The organism is Rhizobium sp. N122, from assembly GCF_002211295.1.
GTDB lineage: Bacteria > Pseudomonadota > Alphaproteobacteria > Rhizobiales > Rhizobiaceae > Rhizobium.
Map to the genome: position 1 here is coordinate 16,153 of NZ_LOKU01000067.1, position 20,427 is coordinate 36,579.

Annotated in this window: 16 protein-coding genes; 10 read left to right on the forward strand and 6 right to left on the reverse strand. The window is 62.5% G+C overall.

Annotated elements, in window-relative coordinates; translation table 11 throughout:
* Positions 1–3 precede the first annotated feature (3 nt).
* From ATY75_RS29530 to ATY75_RS29555, 5 genes are all read right to left on the reverse strand, one after another.
* Entirely contained in the window at positions 4–1,008 is a 1,005-nt protein-coding gene (locus tag ATY75_RS29530; protein ID WP_088940201.1) for an ABC transporter permease, read from the reverse strand.
* A 119-nt stretch (positions 1,009–1,127) separates the two neighbouring features.
* Positions 1,128–3,032, reverse strand: coding sequence for an ABC transporter substrate-binding protein (locus ATY75_RS29535; protein WP_088940202.1), 1,905 nt, complete (start codon positions 3,030–3,032; stop codon positions 1,128–1,130).
* 191 nt (positions 3,033–3,223) lie between these two features.
* On the reverse strand, positions 3,224–4,732 hold the full coding sequence (locus ATY75_RS29540; RefSeq protein WP_088940203.1) for an alpha-N-arabinofuranosidase: 1,509 nt from the start codon (positions 4,730–4,732) through the stop codon (positions 3,224–3,226).
* A 210-nt stretch (positions 4,733–4,942) separates the two neighbouring features.
* Positions 4,943–5,869 (reverse strand): ArsR family transcriptional regulator, encoded by a 927-nt coding sequence (locus ATY75_RS29545; protein ID WP_190241451.1) that lies wholly within the window; start codon positions 5,867–5,869, stop codon positions 4,943–4,945.
* Positions 5,870–6,532: 663 nt separating this feature from the next.
* Entirely contained in the window at positions 6,533–7,825 is a 1,293-nt protein-coding gene (locus ATY75_RS29555) for a cytochrome c peroxidase (protein ID WP_088940205.1), read from the reverse strand.
* Positions 7,826–8,019: 194 nt separating this feature from the next.
* On the opposite strand from ATY75_RS29555, the gene ATY75_RS29560 reads away from it, so the two are divergent.
* Positions 8,020–9,564, forward strand: coding sequence for an acid phosphatase (locus ATY75_RS29560; RefSeq protein ID WP_088940206.1), 1,545 nt, complete (start codon positions 8,020–8,022; stop codon positions 9,562–9,564).
* Positions 9,565–9,619: 55 nt separating this feature from the next.
* On the opposite strand, the gene ATY75_RS29565 is transcribed toward ATY75_RS29560, so the two are convergent.
* Positions 9,620–10,378 carry an IclR family transcriptional regulator C-terminal domain-containing protein gene (locus ATY75_RS29565; RefSeq protein WP_088940207.1) on the reverse strand — a complete coding sequence of 253 codons (759 nt, stop codon included), beginning with the start codon at positions 10,376–10,378 and terminating at the stop codon, positions 9,620–9,622.
* A gap of 250 nt (positions 10,379–10,628) precedes the next feature.
* On the opposite strand from ATY75_RS29565, the gene ATY75_RS29570 reads away from it, so the two are divergent.
* The 9 genes from ATY75_RS29570 (at position 10,629) to ligD (ending at position 20,420) form a co-directional block, all read left to right on the forward strand.
* Complete coding sequence (locus tag ATY75_RS29570; RefSeq protein WP_088940208.1) at positions 10,629–11,336, forward strand: 3-oxoacid CoA-transferase subunit A; 708 nt, start codon at positions 10,629–10,631, stop codon at positions 11,334–11,336.
* Positions 11,333–12,037: a CoA transferase subunit B gene (locus ATY75_RS29575; RefSeq protein WP_088940209.1), complete on the forward strand. Its 705-nt coding sequence runs from the start codon at positions 11,333–11,335 to the stop codon at positions 12,035–12,037. Before ATY75_RS29570 ends, ATY75_RS29575 begins: the two co-directional genes overlap by 4 nt.
* A gap of 9 nt (positions 12,038–12,046) precedes the next feature.
* On the forward strand, positions 12,047–13,252 hold the full coding sequence (pcaF, locus tag ATY75_RS29580; RefSeq protein ID WP_088940210.1) for a 3-oxoadipyl-CoA thiolase: 1,206 nt from the start codon (positions 12,047–12,049) through the stop codon (positions 13,250–13,252).
* Positions 13,253–13,301: 49 nt separating this feature from the next.
* Positions 13,302–13,784 (forward strand): GNAT family N-acetyltransferase, encoded by a 483-nt coding sequence (locus tag ATY75_RS29585; protein ID WP_088940211.1) that lies wholly within the window; start codon positions 13,302–13,304, stop codon positions 13,782–13,784.
* A 117-nt stretch (positions 13,785–13,901) separates the two neighbouring features.
* Positions 13,902–15,116, forward strand: coding sequence for an MFS transporter (locus ATY75_RS29590; RefSeq protein WP_088940212.1), 1,215 nt, complete (start codon positions 13,902–13,904; stop codon positions 15,114–15,116).
* A 358-nt stretch (positions 15,117–15,474) separates the two neighbouring features.
* Positions 15,475–16,269: an SDR family NAD(P)-dependent oxidoreductase gene (locus ATY75_RS29595; protein WP_064843244.1), complete on the forward strand. Its 795-nt coding sequence runs from the start codon at positions 15,475–15,477 to the stop codon at positions 16,267–16,269.
* Positions 16,270–16,372: 103 nt separating this feature from the next.
* A complete protein-coding gene (gene glgX, locus ATY75_RS29600) occupies positions 16,373–18,529 on the forward strand; it encodes a glycogen debranching protein GlgX (RefSeq protein WP_088940213.1) in 2,157 nt (718 codons plus the stop codon).
* An 8-nt stretch (positions 18,530–18,537) separates the two neighbouring features.
* A complete protein-coding gene (locus tag ATY75_RS29605) occupies positions 18,538–19,545 on the forward strand; it encodes a DNA topoisomerase IB (RefSeq protein ID WP_064843249.1) in 1,008 nt (335 codons plus the stop codon).
* On the forward strand, positions 19,542–20,420 hold the full coding sequence (gene ligD / locus ATY75_RS29610) for a non-homologous end-joining DNA ligase (protein ID WP_088940214.1): 879 nt from the start codon (positions 19,542–19,544) through the stop codon (positions 20,418–20,420). The genes ATY75_RS29605 and ligD overlap by 4 nt, the downstream gene beginning before the upstream one ends.
* The last annotated feature ends 7 nt before the right edge of the window (positions 20,421–20,427 follow it).

Below are 20,427 nucleotides of genomic sequence, written 5' to 3' on the forward strand. Positions count from 1 at the left end.
GGCCTATTCCACCTTGATGCGCGGGTCGATCAGCGGGCTCAGAATGTCGATGATGAAGACGGCGGCGGCGACGCCGACGATCGACAAGGCGCTGAGGCCGAGCACCAGGCTGTAGTCGCCGGCATGCACCGCCGAAATCAACAGGTTGCCGATGCCGGGATAGCCGAAGACGATTTCAGTGATGACCGTGCCGTTGAAGATCGCGCCGAGCGACATGGCAAGCCCGGTGAATTGCGGCACCATGGCGTTGCGGGCGATGTAGGAGCGGAGGATCTTCCGCTTCGGCACCCCGCCGAGTTCGGCGAAGACGACGTAGTCATCGGTGATGATGTTGGACACCAGCGCCCGCATGCCGATCAGCCAGCTGCCGGCACCGACAAGGATCAGCGACAGGGCCGGCAGGATCGAATGTTCGAGGATATCGAGCACCAGGGAAAACGACAGGTTCAGATTGGCGTTCATCTCATAGCCGCCATTGATCGGCAGCACCGGCCAGAGATAGCCGAAGACGATGAGCAGCACGAAGGCCAGGATATAGTAGGGAATGGGCAGCAGGGCGATGCAGACCAGGCTGACGGCCTTCAGCACCATGTTCTTCCGGTAATAGCCGGCAAGCGCGCCGATCGCATTGCCGAGCACGAAGGTGATCAGCGTCGAGACCGTCATCAGCCCGATGGTCCAGGGCAGGGACCGCAGAATGATCGTGGAAACGGGTGTCGGAAAGGCCGACAGCGAGGGGCCGAGATCGCCGGTCGCAAGCCGCAGCCAGAAATGTACATATTGCTGCCAGATCGAGCCCTCCATGCCGTAAAGCTCGCGCAGCGATTGACGCATCAGTTCGATCGCATTCGGATCGGACTGCCCCATCTGGGTGATGGCGCCTATGCTTTCTTCGACCGGATCGATCGGGGTCAGGTGGGTGACGAAGAAGGTGATGCTGACGCCAAGAAAGACGACGAGCAGAAACTGACCGAACCGCTTCAGCACAAAGATCAGATAGGGCGTCATAAGGCAGTGGTTCCTCTCTGGTTTCCTTCAGCGCCGGGAAGGGATCGAAGGAAAGGATCGGCGGGCAGGGCCCGCCGATAAGGGGCCGGCGCGTGGCTAAAGCGCCGGCGTTGGGAGGATTATTTCGGTTGAGCCGGCTTCAGCTTGACCATCATCAGCCTGGAATTCGCCCAGTTCGGAACCGGGTCGGTATAGGGGTCTGCGATGGTGGGGTAACCGGTCCAATAGGTCGTGTCCATCGAGGTGAAGACGTTGTAGGACATCAGCGGGATCGTCGGCATTTCTTTGGCGACCAGCTTCAGATAATCCTTGCCGAGCTCGATGCCCTTGGGATCGTCGGCGCTGATGCCGCGGATGGTCTCGATGATCTTGTCGAGTTCCGGATTGGTCCAGCGCTGCCAGTTGCGCGGCGGCTGAACTTCACCCTTTTTGGCGACGAACTGCGAGTGCCAGCTGTCGAGGAAGAACGACAGATCGGGATCGCCGCCCCAGGTCTCGACGCTCCAGGCAATCGCCACCTGGAAATCGCCGGGCTGCAGCGCCACCTGCCACAGGTTGGTCGTCGGCACGGCTTTGGCATCGATGCCGAAGGCGGCCCATTGCTGTGCGATCAGCGTGCCGGCCCGGGTGAAAACGGAGCGCGTGTCGCCCTCCACCGTCATCCGGATCTTGAACGGCTGGCCATCCGGGGTCATCCATTTGCCGCCGCTCTTCTTGAAGCCGGCCTTTTCAAGCAGCTCGGCGGCTGCCTGCGGATTGGGCTTCCACCAGCCATAGCCGAAGGCCGTGCTGATCGCCTCAGGATCGGTCGGGATCTGGTCCTTGAATTTCGGCTGCTTGCGCAGGAGATCGGCGACCTGCTGCCCGATCGTCGGGTCGTAGGGCTTGATCTTCTGCTTGCCGGTGTCGATCTCGAAATCCTTCAGCCAATCCTGCATTGGCGCCTGATAGTCTTTCATGGCGATCGCCGTCGGCGGCACACCGAGTGCCGAGAGCGTGGCGGTGCCGCGGTAGCTCGCCATGTCGACGGCCTTGATGTCGATCAGCAAGGCAAGCGCCCAGCGCACATCGGGATTGTTGAAGGTCGGATCCTGGGTGTTGAAGATCACCGCCGGAAGCGTCGGATCGGGATGGGCGAAGGGGAAGCCCGGGAACCAGGTCTCGATCGACTTGGATTTTTCCTTCAGCGTGAACATGCCCTCGGGCGTATTGTCGTGGATGATATCGAGATTGTGCTCGAGCTGGGCGATGGTGCGTTTATCCGGCGGGCCGGGATCGACGTAGGTCACATACTTCGGGGCCGGCTCGCCGAAGCGGGCAAGCGATGTCTTCTGCCAGTCGTCGCGCTTCTCCCAGGTATACCACTTGCCCTGAGGGTCGTAGGCCTTGAGCTTGTAGGCGCCGAGCGAGACCGGATTGGCGAAATCGTAGCGAAGCGGATCGGCCACTTTCTCGAACACATGCTTGGGCATGATCCAGGCGCCGTTCCAGCGCACGGTGAAAAGCGCGTGGAAGCGCGAATTGGGCTTCTTCAGCTTGAACACCACGGTCTGGGGATCGGTCGCCTCGACGCTTGCCACCTGCACCGAGAAGGCCGCACTCCAGACCATGCCGGGGTGATCCATCTGCGTCTTGACGGTATAGACCACGTCGTCTGCCGTGAACTCGACGCCGTCGCTCCAGAAGAGCCCCTTGCGCAGTTTTACGGTCATCTCGGTGAAGTCGGCATTATATTGCGGCTTGTCGGCGGCGAGCGAATTATCCCAGGTCGCGCCGCCAAGCCCTTGTTCGGGGTCGATATACCAGAGCGTATCCATGGTCAGCTGCTGCAGACCGGTGGAAACACCGGCGCCGGCATTGACCCAGATGTTGAACCAGCCGGGATTTTTGATCGTCCCTTCCGGATTTTCGACGATGAGCGTCTCCTTGCGCGGCAAGGAGGTGTAGTCATCGGCCCTGGCCGCCGCCGTCAGGCCGAGTGCGGCCAGCGCGACGCCAAAGGCGAGCCTCTTCAACTGTTGCATGAACTCCTCCCTAGAAAGCGACGATCGGCGGCCGCAAGGGCACGCATGGGCACGTCGCGGTTGTCGGTTCGCAAAGGCCCGGGACTTCAGGTCCTGGGCTCTGGCGAACCATCCTTCCGGCCCGCCTGCCTCCTCGCAGTCGAGCCGAATCTCTTGAGCCGGGGCCAGTGGGCCTTATCCGGCGGCGGCTGTCACACCGACAGCCGAATGACGTTGTAGGACAGCGGCTTCAGCGCCGCCCGCAACCGTCCGTCCTCAATCTCAGCGCTCTCGGCTTTGACGGGGGCGACCTTATCTTGCCGCTGAGCCGTGTTGACGGCTTCGAGATCGCTATGGGTCATTTCCACCTGCTCGACGACGCTCGCGGCCCCAAAACCTTCCAGCCGCACATCGAGATCGAGCGCCGTGTTCGGATGGCGGTTGACGGCAAAGAAGGTCAGCGTCTTGCCATCCTCGGAATGGACGGCCGAGACGTCGAGATAGGGAACGTCGTTCTCCTCGTCGCTGTCATAGGTCGGGCCATCGACGACCAGCTGCAGTGCTGCGCCGCGGCCATATCGGGAGGCGTAGTAGAAGGGATAATAAATCGTCTGGCGCCAGGCGGCCCCGCCATCATCGGTCATAATAGGGGCAATGACGTTGACGAGCTGGGCGATGCAGGCGATGCGCACCCGGTCGGAACGGCGGATGAAGGTGTTCAGGATACCGCCGACCTGCAGCACGTCTTCGAAATTATAGACGTCTTCAAGCAGATGCGGCGCATCCGGCCACTCGTCGCGCGCCAGGATTTCCTTGTCCTGCTGGTTGGAATGGTACCAGACGTTCCATTCGTCGAAGGAAATGCCGATCGTCTTCTTCGAGCGCTTTTTCGCCTTGATGTAGTCGATCACGCCGCCGATCGTGGTGATGTAGCGGTCGAGCTTCGTCGCGCGGGAGAGATAGTTCAGCGTATTCTTCTCGCGGTTGGCGAAATACATATGCAGCGAGATATGGTCGGCGCTGTCGTAGCACTGCTCGAGGACCTGAGCCTCCCAATCGGGATAGGTCTTCATGTCGGAATTGGAGGAGCCGCAGACCACGAGTTCGAGCGACTTGTCGAAGCCGCGCATGGCCTTGGCCGTCTCGTCCGCGAGCCGGCCATATTCATAGGCCGATTTGTGGCCGACCTGCCAGGGTCCGTCCATCTCATTGCCGAGGCACCACAATTTGACATCGTGCGGATTGGCCCAGCCGTGTTTGCGGCGCAGATCGGAATAATAAGTGCCGCCGGGATGGTTGCAATATTCGAGGAAATTGCGGGCGGCATCCAGGCCGCGGGATCCGAGATTGACGGCGAGCATCGGCTTGGTGTTCGCCTTCTTGCACCAGTCGACGAATTCGTTGACGCCGATCTGGTTGGCTTCGCGGGTGCGCCAGGCAAGGTCGAGGCGGACAGGGCGCTCAGAGCGCGGGCCGACGCCATCTTCCCAATTATAGGCCGAGACGAAATTGCCGCCGGGATAACGGCAGTAGGGCGTGTCGAGATCACGCACCAGATCGAGCACGTCGCGGCGGAAACCGTCCTCGTCGGCTGTCGGATGTCCGGGCTCGTAGATGCCGCCGTAGATCGCTCTGCCGAGATGCTCGAGAAACGAGCTGTAGAGCCTGGAATCAATGGTCGCGATGCGGAAATCGCGGTGGGCAACGACATTGGTCTTCAACGGATCCTCCCGTTTATGTATCAGAAATTTTGTTTTCTTGCCTCTAACTTGATATCAGGAATGTCGTTGTGTCAACCAAGGTTCGCATTTAATCATACTATTGCGCAATTGGAGAAAATTCATTTCATATCAATTGCTTGCTGTAAATTAGTCGTCGCTGAATCAATAAAAAATCGGGCTTTTAAAATCAGTATTTCCGATATTGTCTAATCAGACGTGCAGCCGCATGATGATGTCGCGGCCGTGATTTCCGAAGCCGCGGCCGAAAATATTGACGCCGCCCGTGTGGCCGGCATTCTCGGCGATGCCGACGCGCAGCCGAATGGACGAGTGCTGGCCGAGCGCGAGATCGCCGAGTGTGACATTCGAGGCGGCGACACCGTCGATGAAGGTGCCGCGCGTCGAGATGCGCCAGGTCTTCATCGCCCCATATTGCGAGCCTTCCAGCTTCCACCAGGCCGGCGTGAAGGCGCCGCGCTTGTCGCCGTAGTCGCCGGGCGAGGTCCAGGTGCCGATCGCCATGCCGTTGACCCAGAGCGTGATGTCGGAAGGCCAGTCCGGATTGGTGCCGGGCACCTCGGACGACAGCTCCATCGAAAATTCGATGGCTCGGATGTCCTTATTCAAGACCTTGGCATTGTTGGGGAATTTATACTCGACATAGCCCCGGCCGAACCAGACGAGCCCCGCCTGCATGCGCTGCGGATCAAGGAAATAATCGGGCACATCGAGGGGGCCGATGACGCTTTCGCTGGAGCAAAGACCGCAGGGCGCATGCACGTCGCAGCTGGTGTAGAGCCCCACCGGCATCTCGACTTCGATGATATTGTTGGCCCGTTGAGCGGCACTTTCCTCGAAGCTGATCAGGATTTCGCTGTAGACGGCCGAGCAGATCTTCTGGTTGCCCTTGCGCGCCTTGGCCAGCCGGGATTCGACGAGGCCGGCCTCTTCCAAAATCTGGATGCCGGTGGCAACAGTCGATTGCGGCAGGGAAAGTGCCTGCGCGATATCATTGATATTTGTCGGCCCTTTGGCGCAGAGCAACTTGAGCATCTCAACCCGCGCCGGCGCCGAAAGCGCCCGGATCGCCTCATTATTCTCGCCGGCGGCAATCGTCAAAAACGAACGTTCCATCATCCCCCCAAGATTTCCCGGAGAAATGATGTATATCGGAAATTTCGATACATCAAGTGGGTACTAAAACGATATGGCGGGATCCAAGCCTCGTTTTGCCATTACTTTGAAACGTGCGCGCTAGGCAATGCGCCGGGCCGCAGCTACATCGCGTAATGCCGGGGTATATGTGCACCTGGCTAGAAGTTAGCAGTGTGAAATGCGCAGCCCAAAATTCGAGAATCAAAGGTTAGGCGTCTACTGCTGTGGGCATATGTCCCGGGGTGAACGGCCGGCGCTCCTCGTCGTTAGGGAAGACGGGGACCGGCAGTTTTTATGTGGCGGTGTTGATCACAGTGATCCACTTGAACCATACCACGTTAGCGTCGGCATCTTGCTAAATGCCGACCCGACGCTCAACCAGATCGCAGATCTTGCCTCAGAGTGGGAGGCCCAGTGCGCTGAAATTGGAGGCGCCTGGCTGAGAACTGTTGGGACGCAATAGGTACGCTGTGATGGCTGCGCTTCAGGCGGGGGGGGCGCTGAACCTATCGAACTCATCGGGCGGCGTAGTGGCGCGCTGCGAGCAACTAGACGCCCCTGTGTATCGCCAACTTTCATCCGAGTGATGAGCGCCTGAATCGTCGAACCTTGGCTCATTCACCAACGCAGAGCGGCCGAATTACTTCAATGCCCACCCACCTCCGGCAGCAGGTCCGCATCGGTCAGCGTCCCCAGAAAGGCGACGATGTCGTCGATATCGGGGTCGGTCAGCGCCGGTGCATCGCCGGGCTTCCGGCCGAAGGGCGGATCCTGGTTGAGATTGCCCCAGTAGGTCTGCGGCAGGTCGTCATATTTGCGCACCGAGCCGTCGGAATTCCTGAGATACCAGCGGCCGGGATCGCTGTCGCGGGTGGCATAGAAGGAGACCACGTCGCGCAGCGTGTGGAAATAGCCGTTGTGGAAGAAGCTCTTCTTCAGCGCGACATTGCGCAGCGTCGGCGTGCGGAACAGGCCACAATATTCGCTGTGTCCGGCAAGGTCGGTACGCTGAGGGCCGCAGAGGCCGAGATCGTGATAGTTGGGGTCGCTGTTGGCCGGGATTGCCATGTTCCGCGGGGCGGCAAGGCCGAGGAAGCCGAAGTCGGAAAATTGCGGCGGCTCGCCGTCATTGGCGGGTTCGCTCAGGTGGCAGCTCGAACAGTTGCCCTTTGCGGGATCCTCGAACAACTGGCGGCCGCGCAATTCCTGCGCGCTCAGCGTCGCCTTGCCGGCGAGAAAGGCGTCGTAGCGGCTGGAATAGGGATAGAAGTCCGGGCCGCTCTGCTCGAAGGTGGCGAGCGCCTCGGCGGCAGCGTCGAACGTGTCCTGCGGATTGTCCAACACGCTGTCGCCGAAGGCTGCCTTGATGGCGTTGGCATAGGGCGCCTTGCGCAGCTTGGCCGCGACCTCGGCCGCATCCTTGTTGCCCATCTCGAAGGGTGAGAGCAGCGGGATCTTCGCCTGGTCGGCGCCGTGATCGACCCGGCCGTCCCAGGTCAGGCCGCCGGTCGGGCCATTGTCGACGCTTTCGTCGCCCTCGTCCTCGGAATCGTAAAAATGCTCGCTGAAGGAGGGCACCGCCTGCAGATAACGCAACGTCGGCACGGCGCGCAGGCCCGGCTTGTTCAAATCCTTGCCGCCCATCTCGACCGGTGCGGCCGAGGCCGGGCCGAAGGCGTGGAGGGGATCATGGCAGGAGGCGCAGGCCTGCAGCCCCGAGGCCGACAGCGAGGGGTCTGAGAATATCTTGCGGCCGAGCGCGGTCAGCGTCTCGGCCCGGGCGCAGGCCTCGGCGCGCGACATCGGGCCGGGATGGACGCCGCCGGCGGCGACCGCCGCGCTGCTTTGCCGCAGCGGCAGAATCGCCAGACAGAGTGCCGCTGCACCGATTCCGGCCGCCAGACCGGAGCGCGTCAGCCAGGTGATTTTCGTCGTCATGATAAGGATTCCAATAGCTTGGGACTACCACCCATCATGATCGAACCTCGCTGCAACAATTTGATGACGGCCTTCTGCTGCGACCCCACGGCAAGCCCGACGTCACAAAGTTGATAGATGGCGGGAATAGCGTCGGTGCGCCCCCGAGCGTTTCCCGCTCCCTCTAGCCAACGCCCCAGCCATGAGGTTATCCCGTGAAAAGACTGAAACTCCTCAACGCCCTCTGTCTCGCCGGATCGGCGATGGTGCCGCTCGCGATAGTGACGGCAGCCGATGCCGCGCCCGCCGGTTACGACAAGATCGACAATATCGTCGTCATCTATGCCGAAAACCGCAGCTTCGATAATCTCTATGGCGGCTTTCCCGGCGCCGACGGCCTTGCCAATGTCAGCGCCGATCAGGCGCGCCAGCTCGACCGCGATGGCCAGCCGCTCGCCGAGCTGCCGCCGGCCTGGGGCGGGCTGACCGCCAAGGGTGTCACGCCTGCGATCACCGAGGCGCAGTCGGCCCATCTTGCCAATGCCAGCTTTGCGATCGACGATCCGAAAGGATTCGCGCTGGCGCCGTCGGTCATCACCCGCGATCTCTGGCACCGTTTCTACCAGGAGCAAATGCAGATCGACGGCGGCAAGAACGACAAGTTCGTCGCCTGGGCCGATTCCGGCAGCCTGGTCATGGGCCATTATGACGGCTCCATCCTGCCGATGTGGCAGGTGGCGAAGCGATACGTGCTTGCCGACAACTTTTTCCAGGGCGCCTTCGGCGGCTCTTTCCTCAATCACTTCGCGCTGGTCTGCGCCTGTGCGCCCTATTACCCGGATGCCGACAAGAGCCCGGCCAAGCCGGTGATCGCCAAGGTCGATGCTGACGGCACGTCGCTTGTTATGGCCGACAACGCCCCGAAGTCGGCACTCGACGGCGCCCCGAAATTCGTCTCCGACGGCACGCTGACGCCCGATTTCTACGCCGTCAACACCATGCAGCCGCCCTATCAACCGAGCGCCAATCCGCCGGCCAAGGACGGCGATCCGGCCTTGGCCGATCCGGCTGCGGCGACAACGCTGCCGCCGCAGCATGCGGTGACCATCGGCGACCTGCTGTCGCAGAAAGGCGTCAGCTGGGCCTGGTATAGCGGCGCCTGGCAGGCGGCGCTGGACGGCAAGAACGCCACGCCGGTGCCGAACTTCCAGTTCCACCATCAGCCGTTCAACTATTTCGCCAATTTCGCGCCCGGCACGCCGGCGCGCGCCGAACATCTGAAGGACGGCGGCCTGGCCGGCGAAGCCTTCCTGAAGGATATCGACGACGGCAAGCTGCCGGCGGTTTCCTTCTACAAGCCGCAGGGCAATCTCAACGAACATGGCGGTTATGCCGATGTCGCTAGCGGCGACCAGCATCTTGCCGATATCGTCTCCCATCTCGAGAAGAGCCCGCAATGGGGCCATATGCTCGTCATCGTCACCTATGATGAGAATGGCGGCTTCTGGGATCACGTCGCGCCGCCGAAGGCCGATCGCTGGGGCCCGGGCAACCGCATTCCGGCCTTCATCATCTCGCCCTTCGCCAAGGGCGGCAGCGTCGATCACACCCAGTACGACACGACCTCGATCATCCGTCTGATCACCGCGCGCTACGATCTGCCGGTGCTGCCGGGCATCGTCGCCCGCGACAAGGCGCTTGCTGATAACGGTCGTCCGCCGATGGGCGATCTCACCGCCGCGCTCGACCTGACGCATTGATCATCGCGAGCGGCTCCGGCGCTGGCCGGGGCCGCCCCTTTTCTCATGCTTGCCGTCAGCGGCGCAGCAGCGCCCGCAAGGTGGCCTGGGTTTCCTTCAGCAGTGGCAGATAGCGCGCCTTCATCTCCGCGGCCGGAACGAGGGCGGCCGGCGCGCCGATATTGATCGCCGCAACCGTTTCGCCGCGGTCGTTTGCGACAGGCACGGCGATCGAGCAGAGGCCGATTTCCAGCTCCTGATCGATGATGGCGTAACCTTCGGCGCGCACGCGACGGAATTCGGCGATCAGCTCTTCCGGGTCGGTCTTGGTGCTCGGCGTGTTTTGCTTCAGCTCGCTGCGGGCCAGGATGGCGCGCGCGTCGCTTTCGCCAAGGGCTGCGAGCAGCACCCGGCCCATCGAGGCGCAATAGGCCGGCAGGCGGCTGCCGGGGGTGAGATTGATCGACATGACCCGGCGCTGCGCGGCCCGGGCGATATAGACGATTTCGGTGCCGTCGAGCACCGACGCCGAGGCGCTCTGGCCGGCCTTTTCCGAGAGATGATCGAGATGCGGCTGCAGCAGCGCCGGCAGCGGCGTCGCCGAGAGATAGGCATGGCCGAGCCTGAGAATCTTCGGCGTCAGCGAGAAGAACTTGCCGTCATAATCGGCGTAGCCAAGCTCGGCGAGCGTCAGCAGCGAGCGGCGCACCGTGGCGCGGTCGAGATCCGTCAGCTTCGAAGCTTCGGCAATCGAAAGCCGCTGCCGCGTTTCGCCGAAGGCTTCGATGACTTTCAGGCCGCGGGCAAAGCCGCTGACGAAGTCCGTTTCGCGCATTGTTGGCTCCTGTCGTCAAACCAAATTTTATACCGCTCCGCCCTTCGCTTGCGCTTCGGGCATTCGTCGCTGCAATCGATTCACTGGATCGATTGCTCGGGCTGCGCCCGACCGCTCCTCATTGTGCGATATATGAACAAAAGTCAAATAACGCACAAATTGTCTTGCAGTATGCCCCTGCTGCGCTTTATCTGAGCAACAGGATGGGACGGGCAGGTGTCTGGCCGATCGAGCCTAGGAGATATCCGGCATGGACAAGACAGTCGGGAGCACGGCCGAGGCCGTCTCCGAGATCGGCGACGGCGCGACCGTGATGATCGGTGGTTTCGGCGGCTCCGGCGCGCCGATCGAGCTCATTCATGCCCTGATCGACAAGGGCAGCAAGAACCTCACCGTGATCAACAACAATGCCGGCAACGGCCGCATCGGCATTGCTGCGATGATCGATGCCGGCATGGTCAGGAAGATGATCTGCTCGTTTCCGCGTTCGTCGGATCCACGTGCCTTCACCGACAAATACCTGGCCGGCGAGATCGAACTGGAACTGGTGCCGCAGGGGACGCTGGCCGAGCGCATCCGCGCCGGCGGCGCCGGCATTCCGGCTTTCTACACGCCGACAGGTTACGGCACGGAACTCGCCGAGGGCAAGGTCATCGCCGAATTCGACGGCCGCCATTATGTGCAGGAACGCTGGCTGAAGGCCGATTTTGCGATCGTGAAGGCGGAGATCGGCGATAACCATGGCAACCTGACCTACAATAAGGCCGGCCGCAACTTCAATCCGCTGATGTGCATGGCGGCGGCGAAGACCATCGTTCAGGTTTCATCGATCGTACCAGCCGGCGGTATCGATCCCGAGCATGTGGTGACACCCGGCATCTTCGTCGATCGCGTCGTCGCCGCTCCCCATCCGCAGCAGGAAGAAGAACTCATTCGAGCCGGAGTGGCCTACGTATGACCGTCGATAACCATCCCATCAATACAAGGGAAGATATCAAGCTTTCCAACGCGCAGATAGCCTGGCGCGCCGCGCAGGACATCGCCGACGGCGCCTATGTGAACCTCGGCATCGGCTTTCCCGAAATGGTCGCCCGCTATCAGCCGCCCGGCCGCCAGGCGATCTTTCACACCGAAAACGGCATCCTGAATTTCGGCGAACCGCCCGCCGAAGGCGAGGAGGACTGGGATCTGATCAATGCCGGCAAGAAGGCGGTGACGCTGAAGCCGGGGGCGGCCTTCTTCCACCACGCCGACAGCTTCGCCATGGTGCGCGGCGGCCATCTCGATGTCGCGATCCTCGGCGCCTACCAGGTCGCCCAAAGCGGCGATCTCGCCAACTGGCGGGTCGGCAGCAAGGGCGTGCCGGCGGTCGGCGGCGCCATGGATCTCGTGCACGGCGCCAAGCAGGTTTGCGTCATCACCGAGCATGTCACCAAGACGGGCGAGCCGAAGCTGGTGGAGAAATGCACCTTCCCGCTGACCGGCGTCGCCTGCATCACCCGCGTCTATACCAGCCACGCCGTCATCGACATCGTCGACGGGCGCTTCGTCCTGCGGGAGAAGCTGGCCGCGATGTCGCTGGAGGAATTGCAGGCAATGACAGGGGCGCCGTTGCACGTCGACGGGCCGGTTGCCGATCTCGTCGTCCCGGAACTCTGAGGAAGAGCCATGACCGAAGCCTTTATCTGCGACTATATCAGGACGCCGATCGGCCGCTTCGCCGGCTCGCTCGCCCCGGTGCGGGCCGACGATCTCGGCGCCGTTCCGCTGAAGGCGCTGATGGAGCGCAACGGCGGCGTCGACTGGGAAGCCGTCGACGACGTGATTTTCGGCTGCGCCAACCAGGCGGGCGAGGACAATCGCAATGTGGCGCGCATGTCGGCGCTGCTCGCCGGTCTGCCGATCGCCGTCCCGGGCACGACGATCAACCGGCTCTGCGGCTCCGGCATGGATGCGGTGATCACGGCCGCACGCGCCATCCGCGCCAGCGAGGCCGAGCTGATGATCGCGGGTGGTGTCGAAAGCATGTCGCGCGCCCCCTTCGTCATGCCGAAGGCAGAGACCGCCTTTTCGCGGGCCGCCGAAATCCACGACACGACGATCGGCTGGCGTTTCGTCAACCCGCTGATGAAGAAGCAATATGGCGTCGATTCCATGCCGGAGACCGGCGAGAACGTCGCCGAGGACTATCATGTCAGCCGTGAGGACCAGGATGCCTTTGCGGTGCGCAGCCAGGCGAAGGCGGCCGCCGCTCAGGCAAGCGGACGGCTGGCGAAGGAGATCGTCCCGGTCACCATCCCGCAGCGCAAGGGCGATGCCATCATCGTCGACAAGGACGAACATCCGCGTGCGACGACAATCGAGACGCTGGCGAAGCTTGCGACCCCTTTCAAGAAGGAAGGCGGCACGGTGACCGCCGGCAATGCCTCCGGCGTCAATGACGGGGCGGCGGCGCTGATCGTCGCTTCGGAAGCGGCGGCGCGAAAATATGGCCTGACCCCGATCGCCCGCATCCTCGGTGGCGCCTCCGCCGCCGTTCCGCCGCGGGTGATGGGCGTCGGCCCGATCCCGGCTTCGCGCAAGCTGATGGCCCGGCTCGGCATGACTCCGGAACAGTTCGACGTCATCGAACTCAATGAGGCCTTCGCCAGCCAGGGGCTGGCGGTGCTGCGCGCGCTCGGCATTGCCGACGATGATGCCCGGGTCAACCGCAACGGCGGCGCGATCGCGCTTGGCCATCCGCTTGGAATGTCGGGCGCCCGCATCACCGGCACGGCGGCGCTCGAACTTGTGGAGACCGGTGGAAAATATTCGCTATCGACCATGTGCATCGGCGTCGGCCAGGGCATTGCGGTCGCGCTCGAAAGGGTTTGAGCGCGCTCGCGCCGTTGCGCCCGCTGCCCGGCTTCTGTAGAAATCGGGCATGCTGATCCGACCCGCAGAAAACGACGACCGAGACGCCATCTGGAGGATCATCGGCCCGACGATCCGCGCCGGCGAGACCTATGCGCTCGACCGCGATCTCTCCGAGACCGATGCGCTCGCCTATTGGATGGGGCCGGACCGCGAGACCTTCGTCGCCGAAGAGGATGGCGTCATCCTCGGCACCTATTACATCAAGGCCAACCAGGCCGGTGGCGGCCGCCATGTCTGCAATTGCGGTTACATGACCGCTGCTGCCGCGGCCGGCCGCGGCGTCGCCCGCCGGATGCATGAGCATTCCCTGGATCATGCCCGCGAAAGCGGCTTTCGCGCCATGCAGTTCAATTTCGTCGTCAGCAGCAACCGCCGCGCCGTAGGGCTCTGGCAATCCCTCGGCTTCGACATCGTCGGCCGTCTCCCCGGCGTCTTCCTTCATCCGACAGAGGGTTATGTCGACGCGCTGGTGATGTTTCGCACTCTGTAGCACTATCCGGCGAAAAAAGATGTGAGCCGCTGTCGAAATCGCAAGGGCCCAAACGTCTTTAGATCGCGAGGCGCCGATGCGTCGCGATCACTCTGTCGGCATGGAGGTTATGAAGCCATGGGTGTTTCCTATCGTTGGGTCATTGTCGCCTTGGGCGCATTGATGTCGTGCGTGGCCATCGGCACGATGTTCTCGCTGGCGATTTTCCAGGAGCCGATCGCCAGCGCGACTGGCTGGTCGCATGTCGGGATCGCCAGCGGGATGACGCTGAATTTCATCGTCATGGGTTTCGGCGGTTTCCTCTGGGGTGCGGCCAGCGACCGTTTCGGCCCGCGCATCGTCGTGCTGATCGGCTCCGTACTGCTCGGCCTGGCACTGGTTCTGGCGAGCCGGGCCGAAACGTTGTTACAGTTCCAGCTGACCTACGGCATCCTCGTCGGCCTCGCCGCCAGCACCTTCTTCGCGCCGATGATTGCGGCGACGACCGCCTGGTTCGATGAAAACCGCGGCCTTGCGGTGTCGCTCGTTTCCGCCGGCATGGGTGTCGCGCCGATGACGATCTCGCCTTTCGCCCGCTGGCTGATCTCGGCCTATGAATGGCGCCCCGCCATGCTGATCATCGGTGTCGCGGCCTGGGTGCTGCTGGTGCCTGCCGCGCTGCTGGTCCGGCGCCCGCCGGCCGAAACCGTCGATACCGGCACCGAGTTTGCCGCGGAAGGCGCCCGGCCACAGCTGTCGAAAGTCTTCCGCTCGCCGCAATTCATCGTGCTCGGCCTGACCTTCTTTGCCTGCTGCGCGGCCCATTCGGGCCCGATCTTCCATATGGTCAACTATGCGACGATCTGCGGCGTCGCGCCGATGGCGGCCGTCAGCATCTACAGCGTCGAGGGTCTGGCCGGCCTCGGCGGCCGGCTGCTCTATGGCACCCTTGCCGACCGGATCGGCGTGAAGCCGGTGCTGGTCGCCGGCCTGCTGGTGCAGGCGGGCGCGCTCGCGACCTATCTGCTCGTCAGCGAGTTGACGGAGTTCTATGCGCTCGCCATCGTCTTCGGCAGCGCCTATGGTGGGGTGATGCCGCTTTATGCCGTGCTGGCGCGGGAATATTTCGGCCAGCGCATCATCGGCACCGTGCTCGGCGCGGCAACAATGCTCTCCAGCCTCGGCATGGCCTTCGGGCCCCTGATCGGCGGCTGGATCTTCGATACCTTCGCCAATTATTCCTGGCTGTTCATCGGCTCGGCGATGGTTGGGCTCGGGGCTGCGGCGATTGCGCTGGCGTTCCCGCCGCTCGTGCGCCAGAAGCCGCAGCCGGTCTTTTGGGTGTCTTCGTGATGAGATCTTATTCTGATCGACAGGTCGGCGAGACCAAGACCCCTTCCCAACCCCTCCCCACAAGGGGGAGGGGCTAACGGGCCGCATCGCCTCGAAACCCTCCATCGTGCCATGTGTTGAGCGGTAACAGCCGGCAAGAGCTGTCTTTTGGTCACCGCCGGAAACCGCAACTTAGTCCCTCCCCCTTGTGGGGAGGGGTTGGGGAGGGGTCTTGGGTCGGCCCGAACTGGCCAGCCACGGCATCCCCTCCATGCAATTCTCGCCTTTTCGTGCATTGCCCTTCGCCGATTTCGGCTGATAGACTTCCCCTGTCTGTTTCATCACCTATGTCCTTGTCTTTCGGGAGGCTGTCTTAGCCATGGCGGAACTTGCTCAATTGCTCGCATCGATCAAACTGCCGGATCTCGCCGGCAAGGCGGTGCTGATCACCGGCGCCTCGACCGGGATCGGGGCGGCGCTCGCCCGCGCCTTTGCGGCGCAAGGGGCGAAAGTCGGCGTGCATTACAATGCCAGTCGCGAGCCGGCGGAAGCGCTCGCTGAAGAAATAAGGGCGGCCGGCGGCACCGTGCATCTGATCCAGGGCGATGTGTCGCGGGAAGGGGAGACCGAGCGTGTCGTCGAGGAGACGGCAAAGACCTTCGGCCATCTCGACGGGCTCATCAACAATGCCGGCGGCATGCTGGGGCGCAAGCCGACCGCAGAATATACCGACGCGCATTATGCCGCGGTCATGGATCTCAACGCCCGCTCGGTGCTGGCGGCGACGCGCGCGGCCCATCCGTGGCTGAAGAAGCAGGGCGGCTTCATCATCAACACCACTTCGATTGCCGCCCGCAACGGCGGCGGCAACGGGGCGATCCTTTATGCGGCATCGAAGGGTTTCGTCTCGACGATCACCCGTGGTCACGCCAAGGAATTCGTCGCCGATAGGATCCGGGTCAACGCTGTGGCCCCTGGCGTCATCGCCACACCCTTCCACGAGCGTTATACCAATGACGAGCAGATGGAACTGCAGCGCAAATCGATCCCAATGGGTTTTGTCGGCACATCGGAGGATTGTGTGGGCGCCTATCTCTTCCTCGCATCGCCGACGCTCTCCGGTTACATCACCGGCCAGATCATCGAGGTCAACGGCGGCCAGCTAATGCCGTAAACGCCCCTTCCGGCGCGCGATATCGTTGCTTTTCCCGGTTGATCAGGGAACTTTAGAACCGCCGTGACGTTTCCCGCTTGGTCTTTTCATCGAGCGGGGCATCATGAGCTTTTCATTTTCGGAACTCGACTTCCTCAAGCCTGAACTGGGGGCGGAGTATACGGGTTCCGGCACCCATTTCGCCGTTTTCTCGGCGCATGCGGAACAGATCGAGCTCTGCCTGTTTTCCCCGGACGGAAAGGATGAGATTGCCCGGATGCCGTTGCCGAAGCGCGAGGGCGACATCTGGTCGGGCTATGTCGCCGGCGTCGGGCCGGGCACCGTCTACGGCTACCGCGCCCATGGCCCTTACGATCCCGGCGCCGGCCATCGTTTCAATGCCAACAAGCTTCTGCTCGACCCCTATGCCAAACAGGTGACGGGCGCCCTCAAATGGGACGACGCGCTGTTCGGCTATCAGATCGGCGAAGACGACCTTACCTTCGACGAGCGCGACAGCGCGCCGTTCATGGTCAAGGGCGTCGTCCAGGATCCGGATTTCGACTGGGCGGGTGAAGAGGCGATCCGCCGCCCCTGGCCCGACACCGTCATCTACGAGGCGCATGTGCGCGGCCTGACGATGACGCATCCGAAAGTGCCGGACCGGCTGCGCGGCACCTTTCTCGGCATGTGCAGCGATCCGATCATCGACCACCTCGTCAAGCTCGGCGTCTCGGCAATCGAGCTCCTGCCGATTCAGTACTTCCTCGACGACCGTTACCTCCTGGAAAAGGATCTCCGCAATTACTGGGGCTACCAGACGCTCGGCTTTTTCGCGCCGCAATCGCGCTACCTCTCCGGAGACAAGATCACCGAGATCAAGACCATGGTGAAGCGGTTCCATGCCGCCGGCATCGAGGTGTTCATGGATGTGGTCTACAATCATACGGCCGAAGGCAGCGAGAAGGGACCGACGCTGTCCTTCCGCGGGCTCGACAATGCCAGCTATTACATCCTCTCCCCCGATGATCCCCGGCACACCTTCGATACCACAGGCACCGGCAATACGTTGAACGTCGCCAACCCGATGGTGATGCGCATGGTGCTCGACAGCCTGCGCTACTGGGTCGGGGTGATGCATATCGATGGTTTCCGCTTCGACCTTGCCAGCACGCTCGGCCGGCAGGATCTGGAATTCGATCGACAGGGTCTGTTTTTCGGCGCCATCCGGCAGGATCCGATCCTGGCCGGTGTCAAGCTGATTGCCGAACCCTGGGATATCGGTGAGGGCGGATATCAGGTCGGCGGTTTCCCGCATCCCTTCCGCGAGTGGAACGACAAGTTCCGCGACGACGTGCGCCGGTTCTGGAAGGGCGATGGCGGTATGGTGTCGGAGCTTGCGGCGCGCATCACCGGCTCGGCGCTGCAATTCAACCATTCCGACCGGGGGGCGACCTCCTCGATCAATCTTCTGTCGGCCCATGACGGCTTCACCCTGATGGATACCGTCTCCTTCGACGGCAAGCACAACGAGGCGAATGGCGAGGACAACCGGGACGGCCATTCCGACAATCATTCCGACAATATGGGCGCAGAGGGCGCGACCGATAATGCCGACATAAACGCGGCGCGGGCGCGGCGGCGGCGCAATATGATTGCGACGCTGATGCTGTCGCAGGGCGTGCCGATGATCTTGGCCGGTGACGAGATCGGCAACAGCCAGGGCGGCAACAACAACGCCTATTGCCAGGACAACGAGATCGGCTGGACGGGCTGGGATGGGCTCGACGATCCCTTCCTCAATTTCTTCAGGCAGGCCGTCGCCCTCCGCAAGGCCCATCCGGTGCTCAGGCAGGAGCGGTTCCTGACCGGCGAGGAGAGCGAGGACGGGCGCATCGAGATCGCCTGGTACAAGCCGGATGGCAGCTTCATGGACGACGGCACCTGGAATGACGATGGATTGCAGGTGCTCGGCGTCTATCTCTCAAGGAGCGTGCATGCCCCGGAAACCGAGGCGATGGACGACCTCTTCCTCGTCTTCAATGCCGGCGGCGACTGTCAGATCCACCTGCCCGAGGTGAATGGGCTGCATCAGTGGTCGCGGGTTCTCGACACCGGGACGGAGACGGAGGCATTCGCCGTGCACGATCAGGACAATCCGGTCATCGTCTATGCCCAGAGCGTCGCGGTCTTTGCGCCGACAGGCCAGACCCAGCCGCCGGAGGGGGCGACCAAGGCCCAGCGTCGCCGCTGGTTCAGGTTCGGGCGTCGGAGCAAGTAGCAGAAAAAATGAATGCCGAAGCCATCACCCAACTTGGTCTCGTTTATGTCAGCGATGCCGAACCCGGTATCCGCAGACGAAGGAAGGGCAAGGGTTTCAGCTATGTCATGCCCGACGGCACCACGCTTGCCGACGAATTGCAGCGGGCGCGCATCGGTGCGCTCGGCCTGCCGCCGGCCTATGAGAATGTCTGGATCTGCCTTTACGACAATGGCCATCTGCAGGCGACGGGTATCGATGCGCGCGGGCGCAAGCAATACCGCTATCACAAGGACTGGCAGTCCTTCCGCAGTGCCGGGAAATTCCATCAGCTGATCGAGTTCGGCCGGGCGCTGCCGCGGATACGCCGCACCGTGCTGCGCCATCTCGACACTGGAGCGGAGGATATCGACGGCGTGCTTGCGGCCCTGACGACGCTGCTCGACGAGGCGCATCTGCGCGTCGGCAACCAGGCCTATGTCCGGGAAAACGGCACTTATGGCGCAACGACGCTGCTGAAACGGCACCTGAAGATCGTTGACGGGCAGATCGAGCTGAAATTCCGCGCCAAGGGCGGCAAGCGCGTCCAGCGCAGCCTCAAGCATCCCAGGCTGCAGAAGATCCTGGAAGAGATCGCTGACCTGCCAGGCCGCCAGCTCTTCGTCTGGAAGGATGAAAACGGGGCGCTGAAGCCGATCGATTCCGGCCGCTTGAACGCCTACCTCGCCGAGATATCGGGCATTCCGATTTCAGCCAAGACCTTCCGCACCTGGGCCGGCTCGCTGGCGGCTTTTGGTGCGGCGCGTGAGACGATTGTCAGCGGCGGCCGGCCGACGGTGAAGCAGATGGCGGAGGCCTCAGCCGAGGCGCTGCACAACACACCGGCAATCTCACGCTCAAGCTATATCCATCCGGCGATCATCGCGCTCGCCGGCAACGATCATCCGGTGATCGAGAGCGGCGCCGAACCGCTGCGGGGCTTGCGGGCCGAGGAAAACAGGCTACTTGATTTCCTCACACGCGAGATCGAGGAATGAGCCCGAAAAATCCACCTGCATCGGACGTCGTCCTGACCCATCCCGACCGGCTGTACTGGCCGGAGGAGGGCGTGACTAAGCAGGGTCTCGCGGATTATTATGCCGCGGTCTGGCCGTTCATCGCACCTTATCTCGTCAATCGGCCCTTGGCGCTGCTGCGTTTGCCGGATGGGATAAAGGGCCGCCAGCGGTTTTTCCAGAAACATGCCTGGAAGGGCATGAATGCCCATATCGAAGAGATCGCCGATCCTGAGGAAATGGACGGCGAAAAGCTGCTGCGGATTGCCGATTTCAATGGTCTCAGGGCGCTGGTGCAATCGGCCGTGCTCGAAATCCATCCCTGGGGCACGACGACCGAAAATTGGGAAAGACCGGATATGATCACCATGGACCTCGATCCCGGCGAGGACGTGGCCTGGACAGCGGTGATTTCCGCCGCACTTGACGTGAAGGCGCGGCTCGAAGCTCGCGGCCTTGCCGCCTTCGTCAAGACCTCGGGCGGCAAGGGCCTGCATGTGGTAACGCCGCTTGCGCCGAAGGCCGGCTGGGCGGAGGTGAAGGATTTCGCCCATTCTCTCGCGGAGAGCATGTCGGCGGATGCGCCGGAAAAATATCTCTCAACCGCGACCAAGGCCAAACGCGGCGGGCATATCTACATCGACTATCTCCGCAACGGCCGCGGCAATACGGCGGTCGCGGCCTATTCGACGCGGGCGCGAGCGGGAGCGCCGGTTTCGATGCCGCTCGATTGGACTGAATTGAACGCGGTCGGCGGCCCGGCCGCCTTTACGATCGCCAACGTGGCGCAGCGATTGAAGACCCGCCCCAGCGACCCGTGGGGCGGCTTCTTCGATGCGGCCGTGCCGCTGCAATAAACGGCTC